The sequence below is a fragment of the Frigoribacterium sp. Leaf186 genome (genome assembly GCF_001423905.1).
Taxonomy (GTDB): domain Bacteria; phylum Actinomycetota; class Actinomycetes; order Actinomycetales; family Microbacteriaceae; genus Frigoribacterium.
The window spans coordinates 447,659-473,700 of record NZ_LMPQ01000010.1; the positions used below are offsets into that span (position 1 = coordinate 447,659).

At 73.2% G+C, this 26,042-nt stretch carries 20 protein-coding genes; 10 read left to right on the forward strand and 10 right to left on the reverse strand.

Features of this window, described 5'->3' with window-relative positions:
* Nucleotides 1–79 precede the first annotated feature (79 nt).
* From ASG05_RS08860 to ASG05_RS08875, 4 genes are all read left to right on the forward strand, one after another.
* Entirely contained in the window at nucleotides 80–1,279 is a 1,200-nt protein-coding gene (locus ASG05_RS08860; RefSeq protein ID WP_235491445.1) for a Fic family protein, read from the forward strand.
* A 42-nt stretch (nucleotides 1,280–1,321) separates the two neighbouring features.
* Nucleotides 1,322–6,316: a DEAD/DEAH box helicase gene (locus tag ASG05_RS08865; protein WP_056259875.1), complete on the forward strand. Its 4,995-nt coding sequence runs from the start codon at nucleotides 1,322–1,324 to the stop codon at nucleotides 6,314–6,316.
* 3 nt (nucleotides 6,317–6,319) lie between these two features.
* Nucleotides 6,320–7,096, forward strand: a complete 777-nt coding sequence (locus ASG05_RS08870; RefSeq protein WP_056259877.1) for a DNA-formamidopyrimidine glycosylase family protein — start codon at nucleotides 6,320–6,322, stop codon at nucleotides 7,094–7,096.
* 194 nt (nucleotides 7,097–7,290) lie between these two features.
* Entirely contained in the window at nucleotides 7,291–7,983 is a 693-nt protein-coding gene (locus tag ASG05_RS08875; RefSeq protein ID WP_056259879.1) for a peroxiredoxin-like family protein, read from the forward strand.
* Nucleotides 7,984–8,006: 23 nt separating this feature from the next.
* Here ASG05_RS08875 and ASG05_RS08880 read toward each other — a convergent pair whose 3' ends face one another.
* Nucleotides 8,007–8,471, reverse strand: coding sequence for an MSMEG_6728 family protein (locus ASG05_RS08880; protein WP_056259881.1), 465 nt, complete (start codon nucleotides 8,469–8,471; stop codon nucleotides 8,007–8,009).
* Between the two features lie 248 nt (nucleotides 8,472–8,719).
* Here ASG05_RS08880 and ASG05_RS08885 point away from each other — a divergent pair, with 248 nt between their 5' ends.
* Complete coding sequence (locus tag ASG05_RS08885; RefSeq protein WP_056259883.1) at nucleotides 8,720–9,412, forward strand: peroxiredoxin-like family protein; 693 nt, start codon at nucleotides 8,720–8,722, stop codon at nucleotides 9,410–9,412.
* A 173-nt stretch (nucleotides 9,413–9,585) separates the two neighbouring features.
* Here the strand turns inward: ASG05_RS08885 and ASG05_RS08890 are convergent, their stop codons facing one another.
* Nucleotides 9,586–11,133, reverse strand: coding sequence for an APC family permease (locus ASG05_RS08890; RefSeq protein WP_056259884.1), 1,548 nt, complete (start codon nucleotides 11,131–11,133; stop codon nucleotides 9,586–9,588).
* 169 nt (nucleotides 11,134–11,302) lie between these two features.
* On the opposite strand from ASG05_RS08890, the gene ASG05_RS08895 reads away from it, so the two are divergent.
* Nucleotides 11,303–13,123 (forward strand): PQQ-binding-like beta-propeller repeat protein, encoded by a 1,821-nt coding sequence (locus tag ASG05_RS08895; RefSeq protein WP_056259886.1) that lies wholly within the window; start codon nucleotides 11,303–11,305, stop codon nucleotides 13,121–13,123.
* Between the two features lie 181 nt (nucleotides 13,124–13,304).
* Here ASG05_RS08895 and ASG05_RS08900 read toward each other — a convergent pair whose 3' ends face one another.
* Both ASG05_RS08900 and ASG05_RS08905 read right to left on the reverse strand, forming a co-directional pair.
* Nucleotides 13,305–13,769: an N-acetyltransferase gene (locus ASG05_RS08900; protein ID WP_056259888.1), complete on the reverse strand. Its 465-nt coding sequence runs from the start codon at nucleotides 13,767–13,769 to the stop codon at nucleotides 13,305–13,307.
* 4 nt (nucleotides 13,770–13,773) lie between these two features.
* Nucleotides 13,774–14,040, reverse strand: a complete 267-nt coding sequence (locus tag ASG05_RS08905; RefSeq protein WP_056259890.1) for a hypothetical protein — start codon at nucleotides 14,038–14,040, stop codon at nucleotides 13,774–13,776.
* 137 nt (nucleotides 14,041–14,177) lie between these two features.
* On the opposite strand from ASG05_RS08905, the gene ASG05_RS08910 reads away from it, so the two are divergent.
* On the forward strand, nucleotides 14,178–15,833 hold the full coding sequence (locus ASG05_RS08910) for a PQQ-binding-like beta-propeller repeat protein (protein ID WP_056259892.1): 1,656 nt from the start codon (nucleotides 14,178–14,180) through the stop codon (nucleotides 15,831–15,833).
* A 118-nt stretch (nucleotides 15,834–15,951) separates the two neighbouring features.
* Here the strand turns inward: ASG05_RS08910 and ASG05_RS08915 are convergent, their stop codons facing one another.
* The 5 genes from ASG05_RS08915 to ASG05_RS08935 all read right to left on the reverse strand — a co-directional run bounded on the left by ASG05_RS08915 (nucleotide 15,952) and on the right by ASG05_RS08935 (nucleotide 23,055).
* Nucleotides 15,952–17,973, reverse strand: a complete 2,022-nt coding sequence (locus ASG05_RS08915) for a glycosyl hydrolase (RefSeq protein ID WP_056259894.1) — start codon at nucleotides 17,971–17,973, stop codon at nucleotides 15,952–15,954.
* 185 nt (nucleotides 17,974–18,158) lie between these two features.
* Nucleotides 18,159–18,890: an HlyD family efflux transporter periplasmic adaptor subunit gene (locus ASG05_RS08920; protein WP_056259896.1), complete on the reverse strand. Its 732-nt coding sequence runs from the start codon at nucleotides 18,888–18,890 to the stop codon at nucleotides 18,159–18,161.
* Nucleotides 18,887–20,935 carry a glycosyltransferase gene (locus tag ASG05_RS08925; RefSeq protein ID WP_056259900.1) on the reverse strand — a complete coding sequence of 683 codons (2,049 nt, stop codon included), beginning with the start codon at nucleotides 20,933–20,935 and terminating at the stop codon, nucleotides 18,887–18,889. The genes ASG05_RS08920 and ASG05_RS08925 overlap by 4 nt, the downstream gene beginning before the upstream one ends.
* 571 nt (nucleotides 20,936–21,506) lie before the next feature.
* Entirely contained in the window at nucleotides 21,507–22,397 is an 891-nt protein-coding gene (locus ASG05_RS08930) for a hypothetical protein (protein WP_056259906.1), read from the reverse strand.
* Nucleotides 22,398–22,422: 25 nt separating this feature from the next.
* Nucleotides 22,423–23,055, reverse strand: coding sequence for a hypothetical protein (locus ASG05_RS08935; RefSeq protein WP_056259908.1), 633 nt, complete (start codon nucleotides 23,053–23,055; stop codon nucleotides 22,423–22,425).
* Nucleotides 23,056–23,258: 203 nt separating this feature from the next.
* Between ASG05_RS08935 and ASG05_RS08940 the strand changes: the two genes are divergently transcribed.
* Nucleotides 23,259–23,681 (forward strand): hypothetical protein, encoded by a 423-nt coding sequence (locus ASG05_RS08940; RefSeq protein WP_056259910.1) that lies wholly within the window; start codon nucleotides 23,259–23,261, stop codon nucleotides 23,679–23,681.
* Between the two features lie 154 nt (nucleotides 23,682–23,835).
* On the opposite strand, the gene ASG05_RS08945 is transcribed toward ASG05_RS08940, so the two are convergent.
* On the reverse strand, nucleotides 23,836–24,876 hold the full coding sequence (locus ASG05_RS08945; RefSeq protein WP_056259913.1) for a glycosyl hydrolase family 18 protein: 1,041 nt from the start codon (nucleotides 24,874–24,876) through the stop codon (nucleotides 23,836–23,838).
* A 125-nt stretch (nucleotides 24,877–25,001) separates the two neighbouring features.
* On the opposite strand from ASG05_RS08945, the gene ASG05_RS08950 reads away from it, so the two are divergent.
* Both ASG05_RS08950 and ASG05_RS08955 read left to right on the forward strand, forming a co-directional pair.
* A complete protein-coding gene (locus ASG05_RS08950) occupies nucleotides 25,002–25,328 on the forward strand; it encodes a DUF3140 domain-containing protein (protein WP_056259916.1) in 327 nt (108 codons plus the stop codon).
* A gap of 29 nt (nucleotides 25,329–25,357) precedes the next feature.
* Entirely contained in the window at nucleotides 25,358–26,032 is a 675-nt protein-coding gene (locus ASG05_RS08955; RefSeq protein ID WP_056259918.1) for an SDR family oxidoreductase, read from the forward strand.
* Nucleotides 26,033–26,042 lie beyond the last annotated feature (10 nt).

The following is a 26,042-nucleotide window of genomic DNA, read 5'->3' on the forward strand; positions in this document are numbered from 1 at the left end:
GTAGCATCGTCGTGGTGTTTTGTGAGATCGATGCACAGCTCATAAAATGCTCCGGTCCCGTTCTGACTTGCGAGGTGACGTGTCGACACCCTGGCCACCGATCGGTCACGAGAAGGTCGACTGGGTCCCGTCCGGACGACCGACGGTGGGCCTCCGTGCCGAGCCGCTCCGGGCGGTCGTCTTCGAGGCAGCGGTGCCTCCTCTCATCCACGACTCGAGTCCCGCCCCGTCAGCCGAGGTCGCCGCCCTGGCCGAGGACGCGTCACTCGAACTGACGCGGTTCGACGCCACCCTCGGTGGCGAGGTGGCCGCTTTCGCGCCACTCCTGCTGCGAAGCGAGGCGGTGGCCTCGTCCCGCATCGAGAACCTGACCGCGACCGCGCGCTCCGTGTTCACAGCCGAACTCGGGGACGAGCGCAAGCGCAACGCCACCCTGATCGCCGCGAACACGCGGGCCATGTCGGCAGCGATCGACCTGGCTGACGACCTGACCCGCGCCTCCGTGCTCACGATGCACGCCACGCTGATGGCCTCGGACGCACGCCACACGCCAGGGGCCCTCCGCGACGAACAGGTCTGGATCGGTCGCAGCAGTTCGAGCCCGGTCGGCGCCGAGTTCGTCGCGCCGGTCAGCAGCCGGGTCCCGGCCCTGCTCGACGACTGTCTGGCGTTCGCGCGGCGCGACGACCTGCCGGTCCTCGTCCAGACGGCCGTGACCCACGCCCAGTTCGAGACGATCCACCCCTTCACGGACGGCAACGGCAGGACGGGGCGATCGTTGACCCAGGCGATGCTGCGCTCCAAGGGGGTCACGCGATCCGTGACCGTGCCGGTCTCGGCCGGCCTGCTGACCGACGTCGACGCCTACCACCGGGCCCTGACCGCCTACCGAGCAGGCGAGCTGGACCCGATCGTGCGGTTGACGGCCGAGGCGTCCCTGCGGGCGGTCGCGAACGCCCGCAGGCTCGTGGACGATCTCCACGACGTGAGGGCGTCGTGGACGACCCGGGTGACGGCACGGAGCGATTCGTCGGTCTGGCGCCTGCTCGACCTGCTCGTCCACCAGCCCGTCGTCGACGCCGCGACGGCCGCCAGCCGCCTGTCGCTCGCCCCGAGCAACGTCTACCCGCTGCTCCGTCGGCTGGTCGAGTCGGGCGTCCTCAAGCAGAAGGCCGAGTACAAGTTGGGCACGATCTGGCGAGCCGACGAGGTCCTCTCGGCGCTCGACGCCTTCGCGGCACGCTCCGGACGCCGAGGCGAGGCCACCGCGCTCAGCTGAACCCCCGGCGGAATGTCGGTGGTGCAGAGCAGGATGGCACCGATGACCGACGTGCTCGACCGCTTCTCCCCCGCGACCCGCGAGTGGTTCCGGGGGGCCTTCGCCGCGCCGACGCGGGCACAAGAGGGCGCCTGGACGGCCATCAGCCAGGGCGACCACGCCCTCGTCATCGCGCCCACCGGCTCGGGCAAGACGCTCGCGTCGTTCCTGTGGTCGATCGACTCGCTGGCCTCGTCGCCCCCGCCCGACGAGAAGCTGCACCGCACCCGCGTGCTCTACATCTCGCCCCTCAAGGCGCTCGGCGTCGACGTCGAGCGCAACCTCCGCTCGCCGCTCGTGGGCATCACCCAGACCGCCCGGCGGCTGGGCACCGAGGCTCCCGACATCACGGTGGGCGTCCGGTCGGGCGACACCAGCTCGAGCGACCGGGGTCGCCTCGCCCGCACCCCCACCGACATCCTCATCACGACGCCCGAGTCCCTCTACCTGATGCTCACGTCTCAGGCGCGCGAGACCCTCAAGGGCGTGCAGACGGTCATCATCGACGAGGTGCACGCCGTCGCGTCCACCAAACGTGGTGCCCACCTGGCCCTCTCGCTCGAACGACTCGACGCCCTGCTCGAGAAGCCCGCCCAGCGCATCGGCCTCAGCGCCACCGTGCGGCCGCCCGAAGAGGTCGCGCGATTCCTCGCCGGGCCGGCACCGGTCACGATCGTCAACCCGCGCGCCGACAAGAAGTTCGACCTGCGCGTCGTGGTGCCCGTCGACGACATGACCGAACTCGGCACCGCCGCTCCGCTCGAGGGGTCGGCGGCCGGGGCGGCGCCCCAAGGCTCGATCTGGCCGCACGTCGAAGAGGGCATCGTCGACCTGATCGCCGCGCACCGGTCGACCATCGTCTTCTCGAACTCGCGCCGCCTGGCCGAACGCCTCACGGCCCGGCTCAACGACATCTGGATCGTACGTCAGGGCGGCGACCTCGAGGCCGCCGAGCGCGCGACCGAGAACGCACGGTCAGACGCCTCCGCCGCCCGCGCCTCCTCGACGGACGGCGACGACCACGACGACGACCAGGAGGCGCGGGGCGAGCTGGTCGCGGCCGGTCGCGTCGGCGACGGCGCGGCCGGTGACACCGTCGACCCGTTCGCCCCGGCCCCCGCGTCGCAGCGCAACCCGGCCGTCGGCGGCGGCGCCCCCGCCCAGCTGATGGGCGGCTCGGGCCAGACCGCGGGCAGCGACCCCCTGCTCGCCCGGGCCCACCACGGGTCGGTGTCGAAAGACCAGCGGGCCCTCATCGAGGACGACCTCAAGAGCGGCCGCCTGCGCTGCGTCGTCGCGACGAGTTCGCTCGAGCTCGGCATCGACATGGGCGCCGTCGACCTGGTGATCCAGGTCGAGTCGCCACCCTCGGTCGCCAGCGGCCTGCAGCGCGTCGGGCGGGCCGGGCACCAGGTCGGCGAGACCTCGCGCGGCGTGCTCTTCCCGAAGCACCGTGCCGACCTGATCCACTCCGCCGTGGCGGCCGAGAGGATGGTCGCCGGGCTCATCGAAGAGTTGCGCGTGCCGACCAACCCCCTCGACGTGCTGGCCCAGCAGACCGTCGCGGCCGTGGCCCTCGACGAGCTCGACGCCGACGACTGGTTCGACACGGTGCGGCGCAGTGCGCCCTTCGCGACGCTGCCCCGGTCGGCCTTCGACGCCACCCTCGACCTGCTCAGCGGCAAGTACCCGTCCGACGAGTTCGCCGAGCTGCGACCCCGCATCGTGTGGGACCGCGTCCACGGCACGCTGACCGGTCGGCCCGGCGCCCAGCGCCTCGCCGTCACCAGCGGCGGCACGATCCCCGACCGGGGCCTCTTCGGGGTGTTCATGGTCGGTGAGAAGGCCGCTCGCGTCGGCGAGCTCGACGAAGAGATGGTCTACGAGTCACGGGTCGGCGACGTCTTCGCCCTCGGGGCGACCAGCTGGCGGATCGAAGACATCACCCACGACCGCGTGCTCGTGTCGCCCGCGTACGGCCAGCCCGGCCGCGTCCCCTTCTGGAAGGGCGACGGCATCGGGAGGCCCGCCGAGCTCGGCAAGGCGATCGGCGGCTACGTCCGCGAGTTGTCGAACTCGAACGAGGCCGACGCCACGACCCGTGTCGCGGCCGGCGGCCTCGACGAGCGCGCCGCCCGCAACCTGATCGCGTTCCTCGCCGAGCAGAAGGCCGCCACCTCGTACGTGCCGACCGACACCACCCTCGTCGTCGAACGCTTCCGAGACGAGCTCGGCGACTGGCGGCTCATCCTGCACTCGCCGTACGGCATGCAGGTCCACGCCCCGTGGGCCCTGGCCGTCTCGGCCCGCATCCGCGACCAGCTCGGGGTCGACGGTGGCGCGATGGCAGCCGACGACGGCATCGTCGTGCGCATCCCCGACACCGACGCCGAGCCTCCCGGGGCCGAGCTGTTCTCGTTCGAGCTCGACGACCTCGACGAGATCGTCACCGAAGAGGTCGGCGGTTCGGCGCTGTTCTCGTCGCGCTTCCGCGAGTGCGCCGCCCGGGCCCTGCTGCTGCCGCGCTACAACCCGGGCAAGCGGTCCCCGCTCTGGCAGCAGCGCCAACGGTCGTCGCAACTGCTCGACGTCGCCCGCAAGTACCCGCAGTTCCCGATCGTGCTCGAGGCCGTGCGCGAGGTGCTGCAAGACGTGTACGACCTGCCGGCCCTGATGAGCCTCACCCGCGACCTCGCCAGCCGCACCGTGCGCATCGTCGAGACCGAGACCGAGGTGCCCTCGCCCTTCGCCCGCTCGCTGCTGTTCGGCTACGTGGCCGCCTTCATGTACGAGGGCGACTCGCCGCTGGCCGAACGCCGGGCCGCCGCCCTCTCGCTCGACTCGAGCCTGCTGCAAGAGCTGCTCGGCCGGGCCGAGCTGCGCGAGCTGCTCGACGCCGACGTCATCGACCAGCACGAACTCGAGCTGCAGCGCCTCGCGCCCGATCGTCGGGCCCGCGACATCGAGGGCGTCGTCGACCTGCTGCGTCTGCTCGGCCCGCTGACGACCGACGAGATCATCGACCGCAGCTGGCTGGCCGCCACCCTGGTCACGGGCGACGTCGCCGCACGCGACGACGCCCACCGGTCGCTCGAGACGGCCCTGACCGACCTCGCCTGGTCCAACCGGGTGCTGCGCTTCACCCACGCCGGCACCGTGCGCTGGGCCGGCATCGAAGACGCCTCGCGCCTGCGCGACGCCCTCGGGGTCGCCCTGCCGATCGGCGTGCCCACCGCGTTCGTCGAACCCGTCGACGACCCGCTGGGAGACCTGATCGGCCGGTTCGCCCGCACCCACGGGCCGTTCACCCCCGCCATGGTGGCCGACCGGTTGGGCCTCGGCACCGCCGTCGTCCTGGACACCCTGCGCAAGCTCGCCACCCAGCGTCGCGTCGTCGAGGGCGAGTTCCGACCACGGCAGCAGGGCAGCGAGTGGTGCGACTCCGAGGTGCTGCGTCGGCTGCGCGGCAAGTCGCTCGCCGCGCTGCGGCACGAGGTCGAACCCGTGGCGCCCGAGACCCTCGGCCGCTTCCTGCCCGCCTGGCAGCACGTCGCCACCGGGCTCAAGGGCTCGGGCCTGCGCGGGCTCGACGGCGTCGTCCAGGTCGTCGACCAGCTGAGCGGCGTCTCGCTGCCCGCCTCGGCGTGGGAGTCCCTGATCCTGCCCGCCCGCGTGACCGACTACAACCCTTCGATGCTCGACGAGCTCACCGCGACCGGCGACGTCATCTGGTCGGGCACGGGCACCCTGCCCGGTCACGACGGCTGGGTCAGCCTGCACCTCGCCGACGGCGCCCAGGTCACCCTGCCCGAACCGTCGGGGGCCGAGACCGACGACCTGCAGCGCGAGGTGCTCGCCGCCCTCGCCGGTGGTGGCGCGTACTTCTTCCGGCAGCTCTCCGACGCCGTCGGCAGCACCGACGACGACTCGTTGGTCACCGCGATCTGGCAACTCGTCTGGGCGGGCCAGATCACCAACGACACGTTCGCCCCGCTGCGCACCCAGGTCGGCGGCGGACGCACGCCGAAGCCGCGCACGCCCACCCGGTCCCGCTCGTCGTACCGCAGCCGCGGTCGCGTGGCCATGCCACGCCAGGCCGGCCCGCCGACCGTCGGCGGGCGGTGGTCGCTGCTGCCCCTCGCCGAACCCGACGGCACGGTGCGCGCCGCCGCGACGGCCGAGATCCTGCTCGAACGCCACGGCGTCGTCACGCGCGGCGCAGTCGTCAACGAGGGCGTCCGCGGCGGCTTCTCGACGGCCTACAAGGTGCTGAGCGGCTTCGAAGAGACCGGCCGCGCTCGTCGCGGCTACTTCGTCGAGGGGCTCGGCGCCGCACAGTTCGCGACCGGGCCGACCGTCGACCGCCTGCGCTCGTTCGTCCGCGACGAGGGCGACCGGCGCGACGACGACGCCCTGGTCGCCGCGGGCCGTCAGCGTGACGTGCCCGTGGTCACGCTCGCCGCGACCGACCCGGCCAACCCCTACGGCGCCGCCTTGCCATGGCCCGGCCAGACGCTCGACGGGGCGTCCGCCGACGAGGCCGCGGCCGTGGCGAGCGCGGCGGCACGAGCCGCCACCTCGGCGGCGGCGACCACGGCGACCGGGGCAGGGACGCGCGACGACGCGGGCTCCACGGCGGGCACGACCCGCGCCTCCTCGGGGTCCGATCGCGCCGACTCGGCTGACACCGCAGCGGGCGGCAAGAAGAAGTCCGGGCACCGGCCGGGCCGCAAGGCCGGGTCGCTGGTCGTGCTCGTCGACGGCCGACTCGTCGTCTACGTCGAGCGCGGCGGCAAGACCGTCCTCACCTTCGGCGAACCCGACGAACGAGAGCTCGCCCTCGCGGCCGCGTCGCTCGCGGCCACCGTCCGCACGCGCCTCGGCAAGCTGGCCGTCGAGCGGGTCGACGGCGAGTTCGTGCTGGGCACCCCGCTCGGCGACGCCCTGCGCGACGCCGGCTTCGCGCCCACGCCGAGCGGCATCCGGTTGAGGTCCTGACCGATGCCCGAGGGAGACACCGTCTACCGCGCCGCGAAGAACCTCGACGCGGTGCTGCACGGCCAGACGCTCACGGCCAGCGACTTCCGGGTGCCGGCGTTCGCCACGGTCGACCTGACCGGCGAGGTCGTCGACGACGTCATCGCGCGGGGCAAGCACCTGCTGCACCACATCGGCGACGTGACGTTGCACACGCACCTCAAGATGGAGGGGTCGTGGCACGTCTACCGCCACGGCACGAGGTGGAAGCGACCGGCCTACCAGGCCCGCGTCGTGCTCGAGACCGCCGAGTGGGTGGCCGTCGGCTTCGACCTGGGCATCGTCGAACTGGTGGCCCGCGACGACGACGACAGCGTCGTCTCGTACCTCGGCCCCGACCTGCTCGGCCCCGACTGGGACGCCGCCCGGGCCCTCGCGAACCTCGAGGCCGACCCGACTCGCGAGGTCGGGCTCGCCCTGCTCGACCAGCGGGTGCTCGCCGGGGTCGGCAACGTGTACCGCAACGAGCTCTGCTTCTTGCGGGGCGTGCTGCCCACGCGGCCCGTCGGCGCGGTCGAGAACCGGCCGAAGATGATCGACCTGGCCCACCGGCTGATCCAGGCCAACAAGGACCGCGTCGACCGCACCACCACGGGCAACCTGCGGGGCACGACCGACTGGGTGTACGGCCGGGCGGGCAAGCCCTGCCTGCGCTGCGGCACGAAGATCGTCCGCGGCGAACTCGGCGAGAGCGAGCTCGAGCTGCGCGACACGTACTGGTGCCCGCACTGCCAGAGCTGATCAGGGCCGCAGCTGATCACCAAATGAGCTGATCACTGCCGGAGCTGATCGCCGCTGGAGCTGATCACCGCCCGCGCCCGCACCCGTGTGTGACGCCCCGTGACGACGCCGCAGCTCGGCCTCGTGCGACGTGCCTACGATCGGCGGCACCCGACGGCCGTACCCGGCGAGCCCGTCACCGCGAGAGGACGACCATGTCGAACGCCAGCACCCCCACCCCCGACCGCCGCATCGCCGACCAGGTCGCCGAGTTCGACGAGGGCTTCAGCGCCCAGATCGGCCCCGACTTCTCGAAGGTCTTCGCCGACGAGCAGAGCGCCCTGCGCGAGGCCGGCGTGCCCGACGACGCCGTCGCGCCCGGCGACACGCTCGTCGAGGCGACACTGCTGACGCCCCGCGGTGACGAGGTCTCGCTCGCCGAGACCGTCGGTGAGGGGCCGGCCGTGCTGGTGTTCTACCGCGGCGCCTGGTGCCCGTACTGCAACCTCACCCTCAAGACGTACCAGGCCGAGCTGCTGCCCCGGCTCCGCGAGCGGGGCGTCGCCCTCGTCGCCATCAGCCCTCAGACGCCCGAGGGCTCCGAGGCGTCCGTGACGAACGGCGCGCTCGAGTTCCCGGTGCTGTCCGACCCCGGCAACGTGCTGACCGGCGCCCTCGGCATCCGCACCGAGCCCAGCGCCGACGCGCGGGCGGTGCACACGCAGCTCGGCTTCGACGTCGCCGACAGCAACGCCGACGCGACCGGCGACATCCCCTTCCCGACCGTGCTCGTGATCGACCGCGACGGCACCGTGGTCTTCGCCGACGTCCACACCGACTACACCACCCGCACCGAGGTCGACGAGATCGTCGCCGCCCTCGACCTGCTGGAGGCGCGCGCGGCCTGACCGCGCCGGCGGGCGGCCCCCGATCAGGTCGAGGTGCCGCGTGCCGACGACACCGGCCAGACGTAGTCGAGGTCGGTGGGCTCGTCGCCGAAGGCCTCGGCGTACGACTCCGGGGCCTTCGCCAGCAGCTTCGAGCGGTGCGAACGGTGGACGTCGTCGCGGCCGAACCAGGGCGGCAGGTCGTACTGACCCGCCCGGAAGGCAGCGGCGTCGGCCGGCACCTCGTCGAGGGTGGCGAGCGTCTTGTCGAGGCAGGTGTCCGCGAACCCCCGGGCGACCCACGCCGCGCAGGTCTCGACCTGGTAGGCCATCAGCGCCGGTCGGAAGCCGCGCCACATGGCCGTGACCGGGTGGCTCTGCCAGCCGTAGCCGGGGACGACGAGCGCCCGCATGACCTGCAGTGTCTCGACCCGTTGCTTGCCCAGGCGCCGGTCGTCGAGCACCTCGACACTCGCTCGGAGGTCGGCGTAGGGAAGGAACGTCTGCATCCGACAAGCCAACACGCCCGCCCTGCCGCCCGTCCCCCGGACCGACCGGACGCCCGCGGCGCCCCGGGGACGAAAGCGAACGGCGCCCGGTGCGGGACGGACGACACCGGTCGCACCGTCTACGATCGACCCCGGCGACCGGACGTGACCCCACGTCCCCACCCGCGCCGCGCCTCCCGGGGTCGACGCCGCAGGCCGGTCGCCGAGGGCACGCACCCGACGAGCCACCGCCCCGCCGAGAGGACCACATGTCGACCCACGACGCCAGCGCCGCGAGTTCCATCGCCGACCAGGTGAGCGAGTTCACCGAGGGCTTCAACGCCCGGATCGGTGCCGACGCCACCAAGGTCTTCGACGACGAGCAGTCCGGCCTGCGCGACGCGGGCGTCCCGGCCTCGGCCGTGCGACTCGGCGACACGATCGTCGACGCCACCCTGGTCGACACGGCAGGCGACGAGGTGTCGCTGTCCGAGACGGTCGGCGAGTCGGCCGCCGTGCTCGTCTTCTACCGGGGTGCCTGGTGCCCGTACTGCAACCTGACCCTCAAGACGTACCAGGCCGACCTGCTGCCCCGCCTGCGCGAGCGCGGCGTCGCCCTCGTCGCCATCAGCCCCCAGACGCCCGAGGGCAGCGAGCGATCGGTCGCGAACGGCGGGCTCGAATTCCCCGTGCTGTCCGACCCGGGCAACGTGCTCGTGCGCGCGCTGGGCATCCAGACCGAACCGGCCGCCGGGGCCCGTGCGGTGCACTCCGACCTGGGCTTCGACGTCGCCGACAGCAACGCCGACGCCACGGCCGACGTGCCGTTCCCGACCGTGCTGGTCGTCGACCGTGACGGCAAGGTCGTCTTCGCCGACGTCCACGTCGACTACACGACGCGCACCGAGGTCGACGACGTCGTGGCCGCGGTGGACGCGCTCGACGCGCCCCGCCCCTCCTGACCCTCGCGCGCCTCCCGCCCCCCGCGCGCCTCACAGCCCCGAGGAGGCGCGCTCGGCCCGGTCGCGCCGGTCACCCCCGTGCACACCGCGAAGAACCCCGTTCACGTCGATGAACCCCGGACAATCGGGGTTCATCGTCGCGAACGGGGTTCTCCGTCGATCGGCGGTGCCGCTCAGCGCGGTCGGTCACCCGCGTCGACGGCCGGCGCGGGCGCCGCGGCGTCCTCACCGAGCCCGACGCGCGAGTGCCGACGCCCGTAGGCGAAGTACACGACCACGCCGATGACGAGCCACACCGCGAACCGTGCCCAGGTCAGCGTCGTCAGGTTGAACATCAGCCAGACGCAGAGCACGGCCGAGAGGATCGGCAGCACGGGCGACAGCGGCACGCGGAAGGCGCGGGGCAGGTCGGGGCGCGTCCGGCGCAGCACGATCACGCCGATGCTGACCAGCACGAAGGCCGACAGGGTGCCGATGTTGATCATCTCTTCGAGGACGCCGACGTCGGTGAACCCGGCGATCAGGGCGACGAGCACGCCGGCGATGACCTGCACCCGCACGGGCGTCTTGCGGACCGCCGAGGTCTTCGCGAGCCAGCGGGGCAGGAGGCCGTCACGGGCCATCGAGAAGACGATGCGGGCGAGGCCGAGCAGCAGCACCATGATGACCGTGGTCAGGCCGATCAGGGCGCCGATCGCGATCACCTGGGCCGCCCAACCCACGCCGACCAGCTCGAACGCGGTCGCCAGCGTGGGTGCCTCGACGGAGGCGAGGTCGCGGTACGACACCATGCCGGTGAGCACGATCGAGACCATCACGTAGAGCACCGTGACGATGGCGAGTCCGAGGAAGATGCCGCGCGGCATGGTCTTCTGCGGGTTCTTGACCTCTTCGGCGCTGGTCGCGACGACGTCGAAGCCGATGAAGGCGAAGAAGACGAGCGAGGCACCGGCGAGCAGCCCGAAGACGCCGTACTGCGCCGGCTCGGCACCCGAGACGAACGAGAAGAGCGACTGCGTCCAGACGTCGCCCTCACCGGCCGGGCGGGGCTGCGACTCGGGCACGAACGGCGTGTAGTTCGACGCCTTGACGAAGAAGAAGCCGACGACGATGACGAACAGGACGATCGCGACCTTGATCACGGTGAAGACGCTGCCGACGCGCGAGCTGAGTTGCGTGCCGAGCACGAGCAGCACGGTGAAGAACGCGACGATGACGAACGGTGCCCAGCTGAGCTCGAGCGGCCCGATCGACAGGGTGGCGGGCACGTCGAGGCCGAAGCCCTCGAACACCGTGCTGAGGTAGATGCCCCAGTACTTGGCGAGGACCGCCGCGCCGGTGAGGGTCTCGAGGATGAGGTCCCACCCGATGATCCAGGCCAGGAACTCGCCGAGGGTGGCGTAGGTGAAGGTGTACGCGCTGCCGGCGACGGGGATCGTCGAGGCGAACTCGGCGTAGCACATGATCGCGAGGCCGCAGGTGACCGCAGCCAGCAGGAACGACAGCGTGACGCCCGGCCCCGCGAAGTTCGCGGCGGCGTTGGCGCCGACCGAGAAGATGCCGGCCCCGACGGCGACGGCGATGCCCATCAGGGTCAGGTCGGTGACCCCGAGCGAGCGCTTCAGCCCGTTCTCGGGCCCGGTCGAGTCGGCGAGCGACGACTCGACCGACTTGGTGCGCCACAGGGTGCCGAGACCCCGGGCCTTGGGGACGGTGCTCATGCTGCCTCCTGGGTGGTGCGGGCTGGTCGGTGCGGCGGGGTGGTGCGGGCTGCGGTTCGTGCGGGCCGGGGTGGTGCGGGCCGGTCGTGGCTCCCTGCGGGGGGGACGACGCGCCAGCATACCGGTGGACCGGCCCGGTCTCGTAGCATGGCGACCAGAGGGGGTCGGCATGAGCGGACGGTCGTGGCAGCCGGTGCGTCCCGGGCGCCCGCCGACAGCGTGGGAGGCGCGGGCCGGCTCCGCGACGACGCCCGCCTCGGCGCCTGGTCACCTGGGCGACCGCACGACCGTCGTCGACGGTCACGGCGACCACGACACCTACGACGACCACGACCACACGCACGAGGCCCACGACGGCGGGGAGGCGACCGGAGCAGACCGGCGCGGGCGGCGGGCACCGCGGCAGACGCCGGGCGACCGTGCTCCGGGTGCCGTGCGCCGGTTCTGGGCCCGCGCCTCCCGCGCTCGTCGCCTCGGCCTGACGATCGCCGCCGTCGTCGCCGTGACCGCGGTCGTCGCCGGGGCGGGGCTCGCGGTGCAACCCAGGTACGACGAACCGGCGCGACCCGCGATGCTGGTCGACGACCTGCGCGGCGAGCCGACCACGACGGTCTGGCGCACCGACCTGACGGACGAGCTGACGCCGGGCACGCCCGACGGCTGCGCCTACTACCTGCGGGTCGGCGGGGTCGGCGACGACGCGATCATGGCGGCGCTGTCGGCCGAGCTGTCCGACCGGTGCGGCGGGGCGGGCGGGCGGCTGGCGCGGGTCGACGGCGAGACCGGCGACGTGGCCTGGAGCGCCAACGTGGCGACGGCCCTCGGCCGGGCGGTGCGCTCGGTGTCGGTCACGCCCGACGAGGACGGCCGGGCGGCCACCCTGACCGTCGAGGTCGACACCGGCTCGACCCTCGCACGCCTCGACCTCGCGTCGGGCGAAGTCACCGACCGGTCCGCGGCCGTCGAGTCGACCGACGCCGACCAGGTCACGCGCATCGAGGGCGTCTCCTCGTCGAGCGTCCTCGTCTCGCACCAGCCGCGGTCGCGGTTCGGGGCCGACGGCACGGGCCCGACGACGAACGACGGCGACCGGACGGTGTTCGAGCTGCACCCCCTCGACGACCTCGACGCCGTGACCTGGCGCGGGGACGAGCCGGCGCAGGCGACCGTGACGCTGTTCGACGACGAGCTCTACGTGCTGACGACGGCGGGCGAGGGGCCGCGGGTGATCGACGCCGCGACCGGAGCCGAACACCCCGTGCCGATCGACGACGACACCTACGGCTGGCCCGAGCAGGCCGGCGACCACGTGGTCGTGGCGTTCGCGGCGAACGACGGCCAGCGTCTCGTCGCGTTCTCGCAGGACGACCCCGGCGCGATCGGCTGGTCCGCCGACCTGCCGGGCGACGCCTCGCTGATCGTGTCGGACCGCTGCGTCACCGTCACGGCCACCGTCGTCAGCGGCGACCCCGTCGTCGAGGGGCCGCGGGGCGGCGGCGACGACGACGCGGACGACCCCACGGGCCGGGTCTCGGTGACCTGCCTGTCGCCTTCGACCGGCGAGACCCGCTGGACGACGACCGTCCCGGTCCGCAGCGGGCAGACCGTGCAGTCGGGCTGGAACCCCCTGCCGGACTCGGCGTTCGACCAGGTGCAGGTGTCCGTCTCGCCCTCGAGCAGCTTCGGCGACGAGACCTCGACCGTCACGACCTTCGACGCCGACGACGGGCACGTGGCCTTCGAGGCGACGCTGCCGGGGTACTCGGCGCCCCTGGCCCAGGGCCGCACGACCGCCTACCAGCTGGCGTTCGGCGTCGACGGCCGGACGTCCGTCGTCGCCTTCGACGGGCACAGCCACCGCGAGCTCTGGCGGACCTCGCCCACCGACGCGATCGACGTCGGCTTCTGGGGTCCGCACCTGGTGGTCACGGGGCAGGACGGCGTCGTCCGCCGCCTCGACGACCCGACGGCGGTGGCCGACCGCGGGTGACGGCGCGGCGCGGGCGGGCACGACACCACGTTGTGGACACAGCACCACGACTAGTCGTGGTGTTGTGTCCAGGACGTGGCGCTGTGGGCGGGCGGTGGCCGGCAGCGGACGAGGAGGCGCGGTGCCCGACCGCGCGCACCGCGCCTCCCGGCCGTCGACGGTCCGGCCCAGCCCGGACCGATCAGAGCACCCGCTCGAAACGCTGCGTGGGCCGCTTCAGCAACGAGTGCTCGAAGGGCGCGCCTGCGGCCGCCCACCCCTCGGACTCGTAGAGCCGGACGGCCCCGACGTTGTCGAGGAGCACGTGCAGCAGGACGCGCTCGTGACCGCGAGCCGCGAGCTCTCGCGTCGCCGCCCTCAGCAGGGAGCGCCCCGTCCCTCGTGTCTGGGCCCCGGGACGCGTCGCCAGCAGGCCGAGGACCGGTGCGTCGGCGGGATCGCCGGGCAGACCGCTGCCGGGACGCGTCGCCAGCACGAAGCCGTCGATGCCGTCCGAGCCGTCGACGACCAGCCAGACGACGGCCGCATCGAACTTCGGCCGGGCCCTCTCGGCGACTCCCTCGATGGCGCGCCCATCGCGGGCCGCGCACGCCGCGACCCAGACCGCCACGCACGCCTCGACGTCGGCCGCCTCACCAGGGCGCATCTCGCTACCCCCGCACGAGCAGCGGGAACACGAACACCGCGAAGAGGAAGAACGCCGCCATCACGCCGAACACGACGTAGGTGCCGCGGCCGACGACGCGCTGCCCCGACGCCTCCCGGCGCTGCAGCACGCGGCGGCGGTAGATCACCTGGATCACCACGAGCACGACGATCGCCAGGGCGAGGATCGAGATGACGACGGCTTCGATGGCGCGGCTCCTTCGGGCGGGGTCGGGCGGGGTCGGGCGGGGCGGGCGTGGGCGTGGGCGCACACGGCGTTAGGGCGCTCCAGGTGTGACCGGACGGCCTGCACCAGCCTAACGGGCGACCCCGAGGGCCCGGGAGGCGCGGGTCGGGGCCCCGGGCGAGCTCACGGCCCGTGCGCGCACCCGACTCGTAGCATGGCCGGGTGACGGACCAGGCCTCGCCGAGCGACCAGCCGCTCGCGCGCGCCCGCCGGCGCTCCGGGGCCGCCTGGCACCGCGCCTCCCGCGCTCGTCGCCTCGCGCTCGTGGCCGCCGCGGTCGTCGCGACCGCGGCCCTGGTCACCACCGTCGGCCTGGCCGAGGCTCCCCGGTACTCGTCGGCCGACGCGCTCGACGGCGTCGACGGCGACGACCTGCGGCACGAGCCCGTCGCCGCGTCGTGGACCCTCACCCCCGCCGACGTCGGGGTGCCCGACGACCGGGCCGAGTGCCTGCTCTGGCAGGCCGAGCCCGGGGTGGGCACCGGCGGGCTCGACGGCGACGTGCTGGTCAGCGCGAGCGGCGACGGCACGGACGACGGCGCCACCACGAGCGCCGCGAGCGACACCGGGTGCAGCTTCGACGGGGGCTTCGGCGGCACGGCGCAGACCTCCAGCCGACTGGCGCGCGTCGACCCCCTCGACGGGACGGTCCGCTGGTGGGTCGACCTCGGCGCCGAGCTCGACGCGGGAAGCGGGTTCGTCCAGGTCTGGCCGGCCGACGAGGCCACGGGCACGGCACTCGTCTCGTCGCTCGGCTTCGGCGACGACGGCTTCGCGTCGGCCTACGGCCGCCTCGACCTCGCGACGGGCGAGCTGACCGACGTGACCACCTCGCCGAACGGGCGCTCGCGCCTGACCGACGCCACCGCCTCCTGGGTGCTCGTCTCGAGCGACCCCGAGTTCTCGTACCAGGACTCGGCCGTCTACTACGACTCCGAGCCCGGCACGGGCGAGTTCTCGCTCTACCGCGCCGACGACCTCGACACCGCGGTGTGGACGGGCGAGACGACGGGCCGGCAGGACGAGGCGCTCACGCCCGACGGCCTGCTCGTCCTCGACGACGGCGACATCACCGCGGTCGACGGGCGGACCGGCGACACCACCCCGTGGGGCCCCGACCTGCCCACGGCCACGACCCTCACCGTCGACGGCGACCTCGTCGTGGTCGGCCTCGACCCCGCGATCCCCACCTCGACCGGCGACACGGACGGCACCGTGGTCGCCCTCTCGCTCGACGGCACCGAGCGGTGGCGACACGGCTACCGCCAGGACCGCGGCGTGCAGCCGACCGACGACTGCCTCGTCTTCTCGACCACGCCGGGGGTCGTCTGCGTCGACCGACGCACCGGCGCCGAGCTCTGGACCACCCCGCCGCGCGACCGCCGCCACGGCCTCGCCCGCGTCACGACCGACCCGGCCGGCGGCCGCGGCTCGCTCGTCTTCGCCCAGACCTTCGAACCGGGAGGCGCGGCGGCGGCCTCGGGGGACCTCACGTCGGACCAGGCGGACGAACGCACCGTCCGACTGCTCGACGCGACCACCGGTGACGAAGTCGCCCGCGCCGCCGTGCCGGGCGAATCCGAGATCGCCCTCGTCGGCCGGACGACCGGGTACGCCACGACCTCGCCGTCGGGCGGTCGCACCTCCGTCGTCACGGCGTTCGACCTCGCCGACGGCCACCGCCTCTGGCAGCTCGACAGCGACGGCGACCAGCTCGGCTTCTGGGGCGGCGCGCTCGTCGCGAACCGGCCCGACGGCAGCGTGCACCGCCTGGTCGACCCGGTGCGGCTGGTCGACCCGGTGCGCGAGGTCGGCTGAGGCCACACGCCGCTCCGACGCCGCGATGTGGACAGGGCACCGCGGCATGCCGCGGTGCGTCGTCCACTCGGCGGTGTCCCCGTGACCGGACCCGCGCCTCCTGCGCCTGCGCCCTGCGCTACCGGGCGCCGGCGCTCATGACGTACGCCATCGCGTAGGCCCGCGAGTTGCCGTCGTCGATGCCCGACTCGGGCAGGTCGGCCAGCGTCGACAGGGCCTGGGCGGCCTGGTCGGGCCCCTGCAGGGCGGAGTACATCAGCACGTAGTCGCCCAGGGGCGCGTCGAAGCCCGAGGCCGCGGCCTCGTCGACCACGCGGGCGATCTGCTCGGCACCGCCGGCCGCCGACGACGTGAGGTACGACACCGAGCTCGGGGCGAGCGGGATCAGCTGGATGCCGGCGATGGCGGACGGCTCGGCCGAGAACCAGGTGCCGTAGTCACGCTTGCCACCCCAGGTCAGCGAGACGATCGCGTGGTCGTACCCGTCCGCCGTCGGGCCGCTCAGGTCGGGGTTCAGCCAGTAGGCCAGCGCCGACGACGCCTCGCTGCTGAGCATCCACGACGCCTCGCCGCCGAGTGCGTCGTCGCCCGTGGCGGCCGCCCAGAGCGACAGCCCGGCGTAGGCGGTGACCGCCTCGGACGACGACTCCTGGTTGTTGCCGTCCGCGAACGGCGAGTAGCCCGAGGCCCAGCTGTGCGACCAGTACGGGTCGAACGCCCGCTGGTCGGGGAACGACCCGTTGCCCGAGCCCGAGGCGATGTCGGCCGCGAGCAGGTCCATCACGGGCTGCCACCGCTCGGCCAGCTCGGGGTCGTCGGCCGCGACGACGCCGGCGGCGTAGAGGAAGTACCCGTAGTGGAAGTAGTGGTCGTTGAACTCGTCCGACCCGAACGACGCCACCTTGCCGACGACGCCCTTCACGGCGGGGTCGTAGACGAAGCACTCCTGCTCGCGCGTCTCGCAGCCCGAGGGGTCGGTCCAGGTGTCGAGCCGGTCGACGATCGACGTGCGCAGGGTGTCGGCCGAGGCGTCGTCACCGAGCTGCTCGGCGAGCTGCATCAGCATCGCCGACCGGTACAGCGCCTTGCCGCCGAAGTAGGTGTCGGCCGCGGGCTCCGTCGTCGAGGCGACGTCGGCCCGCACCTGGTCGCCGAGCTGCTGCCGCTGGTCGTCGCCCAGGCCCGAGAGGTCGAGTCCGGCCGAGGCCGTCGTGACGGGCGCGTCGAACGAGAGCGACGTGCCGACCGCCAGCGGCACGGTGCCGTAGATCGTCTCGTAGCTCAGCCCGGTGTCGCCACCCGTCGCCGAGCCGCCCATGTGCGGCGCCGACACCAGCAGGGTGTCGCCGCCGGCCGCGGTCTCGTAGCCGAGCTCGGTGGTCGAGACCGCCGACGACCCGGACCCGGAGGCGCGGTGCCCGGTGGTCACCGACACCAGCGGCGAGGCGGCCGCGTCGAGCACCGTCCCCACCTGGTCGTCGGTGGCGCCGTCCGGCACCGGCACGAGCACGACCGAGCCGCCCTCGTCGAGCCGGACGGACGTGCCGTCGAGGTCACCGCCCGTGACGACGACGCCCCATGTGGCGTCGCCGACGGTCAGCGTGCCGCGTCCGTCGCCGGTGCTCGTCACGGCGGCGCCGAGGGTGTCGGTCTGCGCCGAGGCGGCGGTGTACGAGACGAGCGGTGAGCCCTCGGCGACGGTCGTGTGGCCGAGCACCGTGTCGCCGTCGAGGTGCGCGACCGTCACCGAGACCTTGTCGTAGGCGCTGACCTCGGTCGCGGTGGCACCGACGTCGAGGGTGACGTCGGGCAGGGCGGGCCCGACGATCGCCTTCTCGGAGGCCACGGGCATGGGCAGCCCCGCGGCGAAGCCGTCGTCGGTCAGCTGGAACGAGAACGGGAACGGGAACACCGGCTGCGGCTGGTCGCCGAACACGAGCCCCGAGAACCAGGCGTTGGTCGGCGGGACGAGCCCGTCGGCGAGGCGCATGGTCGGCACGGCGCCGACCGACTCCTGCGGCAGGGCGGCGACGAGGGGGTCGACCTGCGAGGCCGGCAGCACGTCGCCCGTGGCGTCGGGCCGCCCGGTCGTGTCGCCGTCGCCGTCCGTGCCCGAGCCGCCGGTGCAGCCGGCCAGCACGAGCGCGCCGGCGGTGCCGAGGGCGACGCCGGTGACCAGGCGGCGGAGGGCCGGGAGGCGCGGGGCGCGTCGGGTCTCGACCCGCGCCTCCCGGGGGTGACGGGCCGGCCCGGCGTCGATCGGTGATCCCGAACGATCCCGTCGGTCGGACCGACCCGTCGTCTCTCTCGCTGCGCCGCGGATCGTCAGACCCCGATCTGGCGCAGGAAGTCCTGCATGGTGTCCACCGGACCGGCGAGGATGCCGTCGTCACGGAGGTGCATGGTCGCCTCGACCGGCGTGCCGCTCGCGACCAGGCCGTTGTAGGCGCCCTCGGTCAGCTGGTCGCTGACGACGCGGACCGTGGCCGCGGCCGCGCCGTCCTTCGTCTCGACGCTGACCAGGTCGACGCTGCCCTCGACCACGACCTGGTTCGGCAGCATGACGTCGACGGTGGCGCCGTCCTGGATGCGCTCGTAGTCGCGGGGCGTCAGCGTGAAGTCGGCGTCCACGAAGAGCGTGCCGGCCTTCTCGATGGTCGCGACGGACGTGCCCGACCCGAGGAACCCACCCTCACGGACGTCGAGGCGCGACAGGGTGCCGTCGACGGTGGCCATGAAGGTGATCGTGCCGTCGTCCGCGACGGTGTACGCCTCGGTGTCGGGGACGACCACGTCGTCGGCGAGGTCCTTCTGCAGCGAGGGGCTCTGCAGCGAGAACAGCACGTCGCCCTTCTTCACGACGTCGCCCACCTCGGCGTCGGTCGAGGTGACCGTGCCGCTGTAGTCGGTGCCGACCGGGAAGTCCTGGCTCGCGATGGCGGCACTCGTGCTGATCACCTGCGCCTGACGCTGCGTGAAGATCACGGTGAAGACGGCCACGAGGGCGATCACCACGAGGATGCCCACGGTCATCTTGATCCTGTTGCCCCAGGTCATGAGACCACCTTCTCTCGGTCGTTCGTGTCGTGTCGGTCGGGTCGGGGGGTGCCGGGCTCGTGCTCGGCCTCGTCGGCGTGGTGCTCGTCCACGATGGCCAGCTCGGCCTCGAGCAGGTGGCGGCGTTCGTCGTCGCGGCGCAGCTGCTCGGAACGCTGCTCTGCCGACAGCTCGAGGAACTCGTCGTGGCTGCGCGGCAACGGCCGGGCGACCTGGGTGCGGAGCGTGCGGTCGGGCTCGGGCTGCGTGCCGATCGGGTGCGCCATCGTCGTCCGGGCGCTCGAGCCCGAGCGGGCCGCCCGCTTGATGGAGCGGGCCTCGCGCAGCGCCGCCAGCAGGAACGCCGACAGCACCGCGGTGTTGATGAGGTTCCAGACCGTTGCCAGGGTGAGCACGCGGTTGTCCCAGTCTCGCCAGATGGCGACGAGCGAGGTCAGCGTGAGGAACAGCCAGAACAGCACCTGGGGCACGAGCACGTTGAACGGACTCGCCGCCTTGCCGCCGCCGGTCACGTGCCAGGCGGTGTCCTTGCCGCTCAGCACGTTCCAGAGCGCCTTGACGTAGATCGGGAACGACACGGACGCCAGCATCAGCACCTCCCACCGGAACGACCCGAGCGTGAAGAAGGCCAGGGCGATCTGCAGCAGGTAGAAGCCCGAGTAGAAGAGCAGCCACTGCAGCACCGAGATGTGCAGGTTCATCGGGCGCAGGTCGAAGAAGATCTCCATCGGCGGCACCATGATCAGCAGCAGCGGGGCGATGCCCGTCAGGTAGTGCGTCGCCGTCAGCGTGTACTGGAACCGCTGGTCCATCGTGAGGGTGCGACGGGGGCTCAGCGGGTTGTGGCGGAAGAGGATCTCGAAACCGCCGGTCGCCCAGCGCAGCTGCTGCTTGCTGTAGGCCTCGATGGTCTCGGGGGCGTCGCCGATCGCGAGCGTCATCGGGATGTAGATCGAGCGCCAGCCGGCCTCGTGCAGGAACAGGCTGGTCCAGACGTCCTCGGACTTCGAGTCGGTGTCGATGCCGCCGACCTCGTCGATCGCCGCCCGGCGGAAGATCACGTTGGTGCCGACGCAGAACGCCGCGTTGAAGCGGTTGCGACCCGGCTGGATGTACCGGTAGAAGACGGCCTGCATGTAGCCGGCGCCGCGGCTGACGATGCTGACGAGGTTGCCGTACGACTGCGGGGTCTGCACGAAGGCGACCTTCTCGTCGATGAAGAACGGCACGGTCTCGTGCAAGAACATCGGCTTGGGCACGAAGTCCGCGTCGAAGATGGCGAAGTAGTCGCCCTTCGCCACCGACAGGGCGTAGTTGACGTTGCCGGCCTTGGCCCCGTTGCTCGTCAACCGACGGATGTACCGGGCGCCGAGGGTCGCCGCGAGGTCCTTGACCTCGTCGCTGCGACCGTCGTCGAGCACCCAGGTGCGGTGCTCGCCCTGCATCGCGAGCGCTGCCTGCACGGTCATCGCGATCTTCGACAGCTCCTCGCCGTAGACGGTGACGAACACGTCGACCACCACGGTCTTGCCGTCGACGACGATCGGCCACAGGTGCGGCTGGTCGCGCACGCCGAGGCGGTCGATGGCCTCTTCGTCGTAGAGCGCGTCCTGCGTCGAGTGGAAGTCGAAGTCGCGGGGGTTCTGGCCCCCCGAGAGGATCGTCCACATGGCCAACAGCGCCTGCAGGACGAGGACGGCCTCGGCGATGATCACAGCGACGTAGGGCAGCAGGTCGCCGCGGTTGGCCGGGTTCAGCAAGAACTGCCCGTAGAGCAGGATGCCCATGGTGCAGGCGAGCACCAACAGCACCATGAACGGTGAGTGGGCACGGCCCTCGGTCCGCGAGACGACCGAGGCGTGGTGGTCGCTCGTCATGCGGGTCGAGGGGCGCACACGCGCCCCTCGCTCCTCGTCGCGCTGTGCCAGGCGCCTCAACTCGCCCCGCGAGCGGGGTGCCGCGTCGAGGGCGGGGCCGGTGTCGGATGCACCGGTGGTGGGTCGGTTTTCGGCGTCGCTGTCGCGGACGCGCATGGTTCGGGACATGCGTGTTCTCTCCGGGTTCGGGTCTGAGAGACGACCGGACGCCGGCAGGCGGTGAGAGCTGCCGTCGGACGTCCGGAGGGGCGTCGGCGACAGCGGCGACTCGAGTGACTCGCCGGGGTGGGCGGCGGTCGGGTGGGAGCTAGGGACTCCCTGTTCGGGTCCGTCGACTGCGAGAGGGGTCAGTCGTCTCGATCGACGGGCTCGCCTCCGGTGTGGGCCTTTCGGGGGACCGTTCCGGGGACGTGACGAAACAGTACAGGGTCGATCCGGCTCCGACGCGACACCCGTTCGGGGGGCACGCCCCCTCGAACGGGTCACAGCCCGCCAGGTCAGCGGGTGGGTGACACCCGTCCGCGACCCAGACTCACCCGCCTCACCCGTCCGGGGGGGCACGCCGACGCGGCTCGACACGCCGGACGCGGAGGCGCGGGTCGGGCGTGTCGCGTCGACCCGCGACCCCGGGCGGTCGGGTCGCCCGGCGGGCCCGGGCCGGGCGTGTCGGCCTGCCCGGGCCGGGCGCGTCGGCCGGCGCCGGGCGCGTCGGCGGGCCCGGGGGCGTCGGCCGGCGGGTCTAGGCGGTCAGGTCGGCCAGCCACGCGGCGAGGAACTCGGCACCGGCCTCGTCGTGGATCGCGCCCGTGGTGCTCGTCAGCACGGGGTAGGGCGTCGCCGGGACGCCGTCGGCGGGTCGCACGTCGACGTGGGCGACCGCGTGCCCCTGCGCGTGCAGCCAGTCGGCCATGGCGTAGTCGCTGCGCGAGTCGCCGACCGTGCGCCAGGCGAGCGGGGGCTCGCCGTCGGCCGCCAGCAGCGCGAGCGCCCGCTCGGCGCCGAGGTCCTTGCCGAGCCGCACCGACTCGACGTCGGTCGAGATGATGGTCGGGTCGACGCGCCACTGCACCTCGCCGGACGCGTCGGGCCGGACGTCGTCGAGCCGTCGGACGCCGAAGCCGCGCCGGACGAGCGCCGCCATCGCCCGCTCGTCGAGGGCGCGCTGCCGTGCCAGGTAGGTCGACGACTCGACGCTGGTGAGCTGCTCGATCGAGACCATGGCGTGCTTCGTGGTGTCGTAGAAGACCAGGTCGGCGTACTCGTCCGCGACCAGCGCCTGCATCTCGTCGCCGAAGTCGGCGGGCATGGCGAGCGACCGGTCGACCTCGATCGGGCCGATGCCCTCGGCACCGTGCTCGGGGCCGATCGTGAACCAGACGGCGCCCTTCTCGCAGACGCCGTGCACGCGCGACCCCTCGGGCAGGCCGGCGGCGAGCAACGGGCCGACGACCTCGTCGCGGATGAACGCGTCCGACCGGCCGGTGTTGAAGACGATCGGGACGCCGAGGGCGGCGAGCGCCACGAGGTCGCGGGTGATCTCGGGCAGCGCGATGCTGCGGGTCACGGGGCTGGCGATCGGGCCGTCGACGTCGAGCAGCAGGCCGAGGCGGGGTGCGGTGGGAGGGGTCACGGGTCCATCCTCGCAGTCGGACCGGCTACGGCGCGGTCGGCAGCGAGGGCACGGTCTGGGCGAACTCGACGAACGCCGAGATGAAGACCGAGAACGCGACCACGATCGTGATCAGGTACACGGCGATGAAGAGCCAGAGCGGGGCGAGGCCGCCACCGGTGCGGCGCTTCACGACGACCGAGCGGCCGATGACGTAGACGATCGTGAGGAAGGCCCACGGCCACGGGAAGGGCTTGACGATGCCCTTGGCCACCAGCGCACGGTGGTCCAGCCACGAGAAGACGACCATGAGCGCGTAGACGAGCAGCGCGACGCCCATGTAGGCGAGGTAGCCGGGCGTGAACGGCGACTGGTAGGCACCCGGCGTGAAGGTCGTGGCGCGCTCGAGGTAGTCGGGGATGTCCCAGAAGGCGAGGCCGACCAGCTGCACCAGCGGCAGGACGACGAGCACCCAGACGAACGGGGTCGACGTGGAGGCACCCGGGTTGGTGTTCTTCAGGAGGTCCGTGCGCCCACCGGGGCCGGGGTAGGGCTGCTGGCCCTGCTGCGGGTGCTGCTGCTGGCCGTGCTGCGGGTACGGCGGCTGGCCCTGCTGGGGGTGGGGATGCTGAGGGTGCCGGGGGTTCTGCCAGGGCTGCTGGCCGGGGGCGTCGCTCACGGTGTCTCCGTCGTCGTCGTGGTGGGTGTCGGTCGGGGTCGGGGTGGCGCGCGTCGCGCGGCTCTCCGGCAGCGTAGTGCGGCGGCTCCACCCGACGCCCGCTCGGGTTTCCGCCTGTGGACGGACCAGTGAGGGCACCCCGGGTGGGAGGATGGTCGGAACCGCTCGACAGGAGAACCCCCGTGGCGTCGCTCCCCCCTTCCGTGATCACCGCACTCGAGGCCTTCGCCGCGCCCGATCGCAAGCAATCCGTGCACGACCTCGCGGTCGACCCGTCCGGTCCCGCCGAGGTGACCCTCGCCGACCTGACCGGCTCGGTCGAATGGGTCGACATGGCCGTGGCCCACCCGCTCGGCCCCGACCGCAGCGACCCCGAGGGCATGCGCCGGCTGCTGCAGGCGATGGGGGCCGAGGGCCGCTGCGCCGTCCTGTCGGCCGCGGGTTCCGAAGACGACCGCGACCTCGGCGGCGCGCTCGACGGCGTGCTGCACCAGGACGGCGGCGCGCTCGTCGTCTGCCGGCCGGGGCCCCTCGCGTTGCTCATCACCGGCCGCGGCGAGCACTGGCTGCTCAGCGACCGCGACATCCCGCAGCTGACCGGCCCGATCGGCGTCGTCCAGCCGTAGCCTCGCCCCGGCCCTCGCGCCCCCCGCCTTCTCCCCGCCCGCACCCGCCCCGCCCGCAGCCGCACCCGCCCCGCCCGCCTCTGCACCGCGTTTCGTGCAGCGCACCGCGACTAGTCGGGTCGCGGTGCACGAAACGCGGTGCGATGCCGAGGCGTCAGCCGCGGCGGATCGGGTCGCCCGTCGTCAGCTGCCAGATCGCGACGCCGTGCAGTCCCTTCGACTCGGCCAGCTCGGCGCGGGCCGTGATCGACCGGCCGTCCGACCACCAGAGGGTCGACCCGTCGCCGGGCGACGCCGTGTACTCGGCCTGGTCGGCGTCCCACGAACCCGTGGACCGCGCGGCGGTGCGGGCCTCGGCGACCGACACCGCGCCTCCTGCGGTGCCCTCGCCGGTCCAGCGGTAGCCGTAGCCGGCGACGCCGAGGTCGAGGCGGTCGGCCGGGACGAGGCCGAGCGCGGCGTCGAGCACCTCGCCGACCCACGGCAGCCCGCCGACGGGCCCGGGGTCGCTGAAGCCGGCGCCGTGCTGGTCGTACGCCATGAGCACGAAGCGGTCGACCGGGTCGGCGAGTGCGGCGAGGTCGTAGCCGAGGTCGAGGTACCCGGCCTCGTCGGTGCTCGGCTGCACGGCCATCGAGATCGTGGCGTCGTCGGGCAGGGCGTCGCGCAGCTCGGTGGCGAAGTCGACCAGGCCCGGGGCGTCGTCGGCCGAGAGCGACTCGAAGTCGATCTGGACGCCGTCCCAGCCGCCGTTGACGACCTCGCCGGTGAGGCCCGACACGACGAACTCGCGGTTGGCCCGGTTCGACAGCAGCTGCGTCGCGAGCTCGCCGCTGAAGCCGTCCTGCCCCGCGTTGACGACGAGCAGCTCGGCCTGCTTGCCCGCCGACTGGGCGGCCTGTCGCAACGCGTTGGCCGATTCGTCGCTCGGGGCGACCCCGGCCCCGCCGGTCGTGATCGCGACGCCCGAGACGCCGACGACGTCGACGGCGTCGTCACTGCGGTCGAGCGCGTCGACGGCCGCGGTGGTCGCGTCGGGCGAGGCGATGGCGTAGCCCTCGACGGCCAGCCCGGCGGGGATCTTCGCCTGCGGGGCGACCGTCGGGTTGGTGCCGTCGGCCGAGCACGACGTCAGCGTGACGGCGAGCGAGGTGGCGAGCAGCAGGGCGGCGGTGCCGGCGGTCAGGGTGCGCACCGTGCCATCTTCGCCGATCCGGGCGGGCCGTGGTGCCGAGGCGACGCGCCGGAGGACGCACCGGGCGCGAGGCCGCGACCCGCGCCTCCCGGGCTCGGCGGGGGCGGGCGTGCTTGGCTCGGTCCATGGCAGACGACCGGCAGCAGACCTGGGACGAGTTCCACGACGACGTGAACATGACGGCCTCGACGCTCCGCGACTGGCTCGACACCGACGAGTCGCGCGAGGTGGGGCAGAAGGACGGCGGCGAGTCCGTCGGGCACGAGAGCGGTCGGCACATCGTGCGCATCCTCGAGAAGAAGAAGGCCGACCTGACCGACGCGGACTGGCAGCACATGGAGAAGGTGCACGGCTACGTCGCGCGCCACTCGAAGCAGCGCCCCTCGGGCGACGTCACCGACACGAAGTGGCGCTGGTCGCTGATGAACTGGGGCCACGACCCGTTGGCCTGACGGCGCCCCTGGACCGGCAGACTGGACCGATGAAGACCGCACTCGTCACCGGGGGCTCGCGGGGCATCGGCCTCGCCGTCGTCCGCGACCTCGCCCGCACGCACCACGTGATCGTCCACGGCCGGGACGAGGAGGCGCTGCGGGCGATCACCGCGGACCTCCCGTCCGCCACGGCGTGGGCCGCCGACCTCTCGGGCCCGGCCCTCACGATGCCGGCTCTCGACGAGCTCGACGTGCTGGTGCACGCCGCCGGGGTGATCGGCGGCCGGGCCGTCGCCGACACCGACCGCGACGCCTGGCGTCGGGTCTTCGAGGTCAACGTGTTCGCCGTCGCCGAGGTGACGCGTCAGCTGCTGCCGGCGTTGCGGGCCGCTCAGGGCACCGTCGTCGCGATCAACAGCGGCTCGGGCTTCACCGCCGGGCCGAACGGCAGCACCTACGCGGCGAGCAAGTTCGCCCTGCGGGCCCTGACCGACGCCCTGCGCGAGGAAGAACGCCCGAACGGCGTGCGCGTCAGCTCGGTGCACCCGGGCCGCGTCGACACCGACATGCAGCACGAGCTGGTCACCGCCGAAGGCGGCACCTACGACGCCTCGCTCTACCTCGAGCCGGAGTCGGTCGCGGACGCCGTGCGCCTCGTGGTCGACCTGCCGCACGGCGCGACGGCCGAGGTCGTCTCGGTGCGCCCCACCCGCCGGGCCTGACCCGCTGCGC

What these genes read in the sequence shown, in the direction of transcription:
- ASG05_RS08885 (WP_056259883.1), top strand. Translation starts at nt 8,720, where the DNA reads ATGTCGACCCACGACGCCAGCGCCGCGAGTTCCATCGCCGACCAGGTG.
- ASG05_RS08880 (WP_056259881.1), bottom strand. Translation starts at nt 8,471, where the DNA reads ATGCAGACGTTCCTTCCCTACGCCGACCTCCGAGCGAGTGTCGAGGTG.
- ASG05_RS08870 (WP_056259877.1), top strand. Translation starts at nt 6,320, where the DNA reads ATGCCCGAGGGAGACACCGTCTACCGCGCCGCGAAGAACCTCGACGCG.
- ASG05_RS08950 (WP_056259916.1), top strand. Translation starts at nt 25,002, where the DNA reads ATGGCAGACGACCGGCAGCAGACCTGGGACGAGTTCCACGACGACGTG.
- ASG05_RS08955 (WP_056259918.1), top strand. Translation starts at nt 25,358, where the DNA reads ATGAAGACCGCACTCGTCACCGGGGGCTCGCGGGGCATCGGCCTCGCC.
- ASG05_RS08920 (WP_056259896.1), bottom strand. Translation starts at nt 18,890, where the DNA reads ATGACCTGGGGCAACAGGATCAAGATGACCGTGGGCATCCTCGTGGTG.
- ASG05_RS08925 (WP_056259900.1), bottom strand. Translation starts at nt 20,935, where the DNA reads ATGTCCCGAACCATGCGCGTCCGCGACAGCGACGCCGAAAACCGACCC.
- ASG05_RS08895 (WP_056259886.1), top strand. Translation starts at nt 11,303, where the DNA reads ATGAGCGGACGGTCGTGGCAGCCGGTGCGTCCCGGGCGCCCGCCGACA.
- ASG05_RS08890 (WP_056259884.1), bottom strand. Translation starts at nt 11,133, where the DNA reads ATGAGCACCGTCCCCAAGGCCCGGGGTCTCGGCACCCTGTGGCGCACC.
- ASG05_RS08865 (WP_056259875.1), top strand. Translation starts at nt 1,322, where the DNA reads ATGACCGACGTGCTCGACCGCTTCTCCCCCGCGACCCGCGAGTGGTTC.
- ASG05_RS08900 (WP_056259888.1), bottom strand. Translation starts at nt 13,769, where the DNA reads ATGCGCCCTGGTGAGGCGGCCGACGTCGAGGCGTGCGTGGCGGTCTGG.
- ASG05_RS08875 (WP_056259879.1), top strand. Translation starts at nt 7,291, where the DNA reads ATGTCGAACGCCAGCACCCCCACCCCCGACCGCCGCATCGCCGACCAG.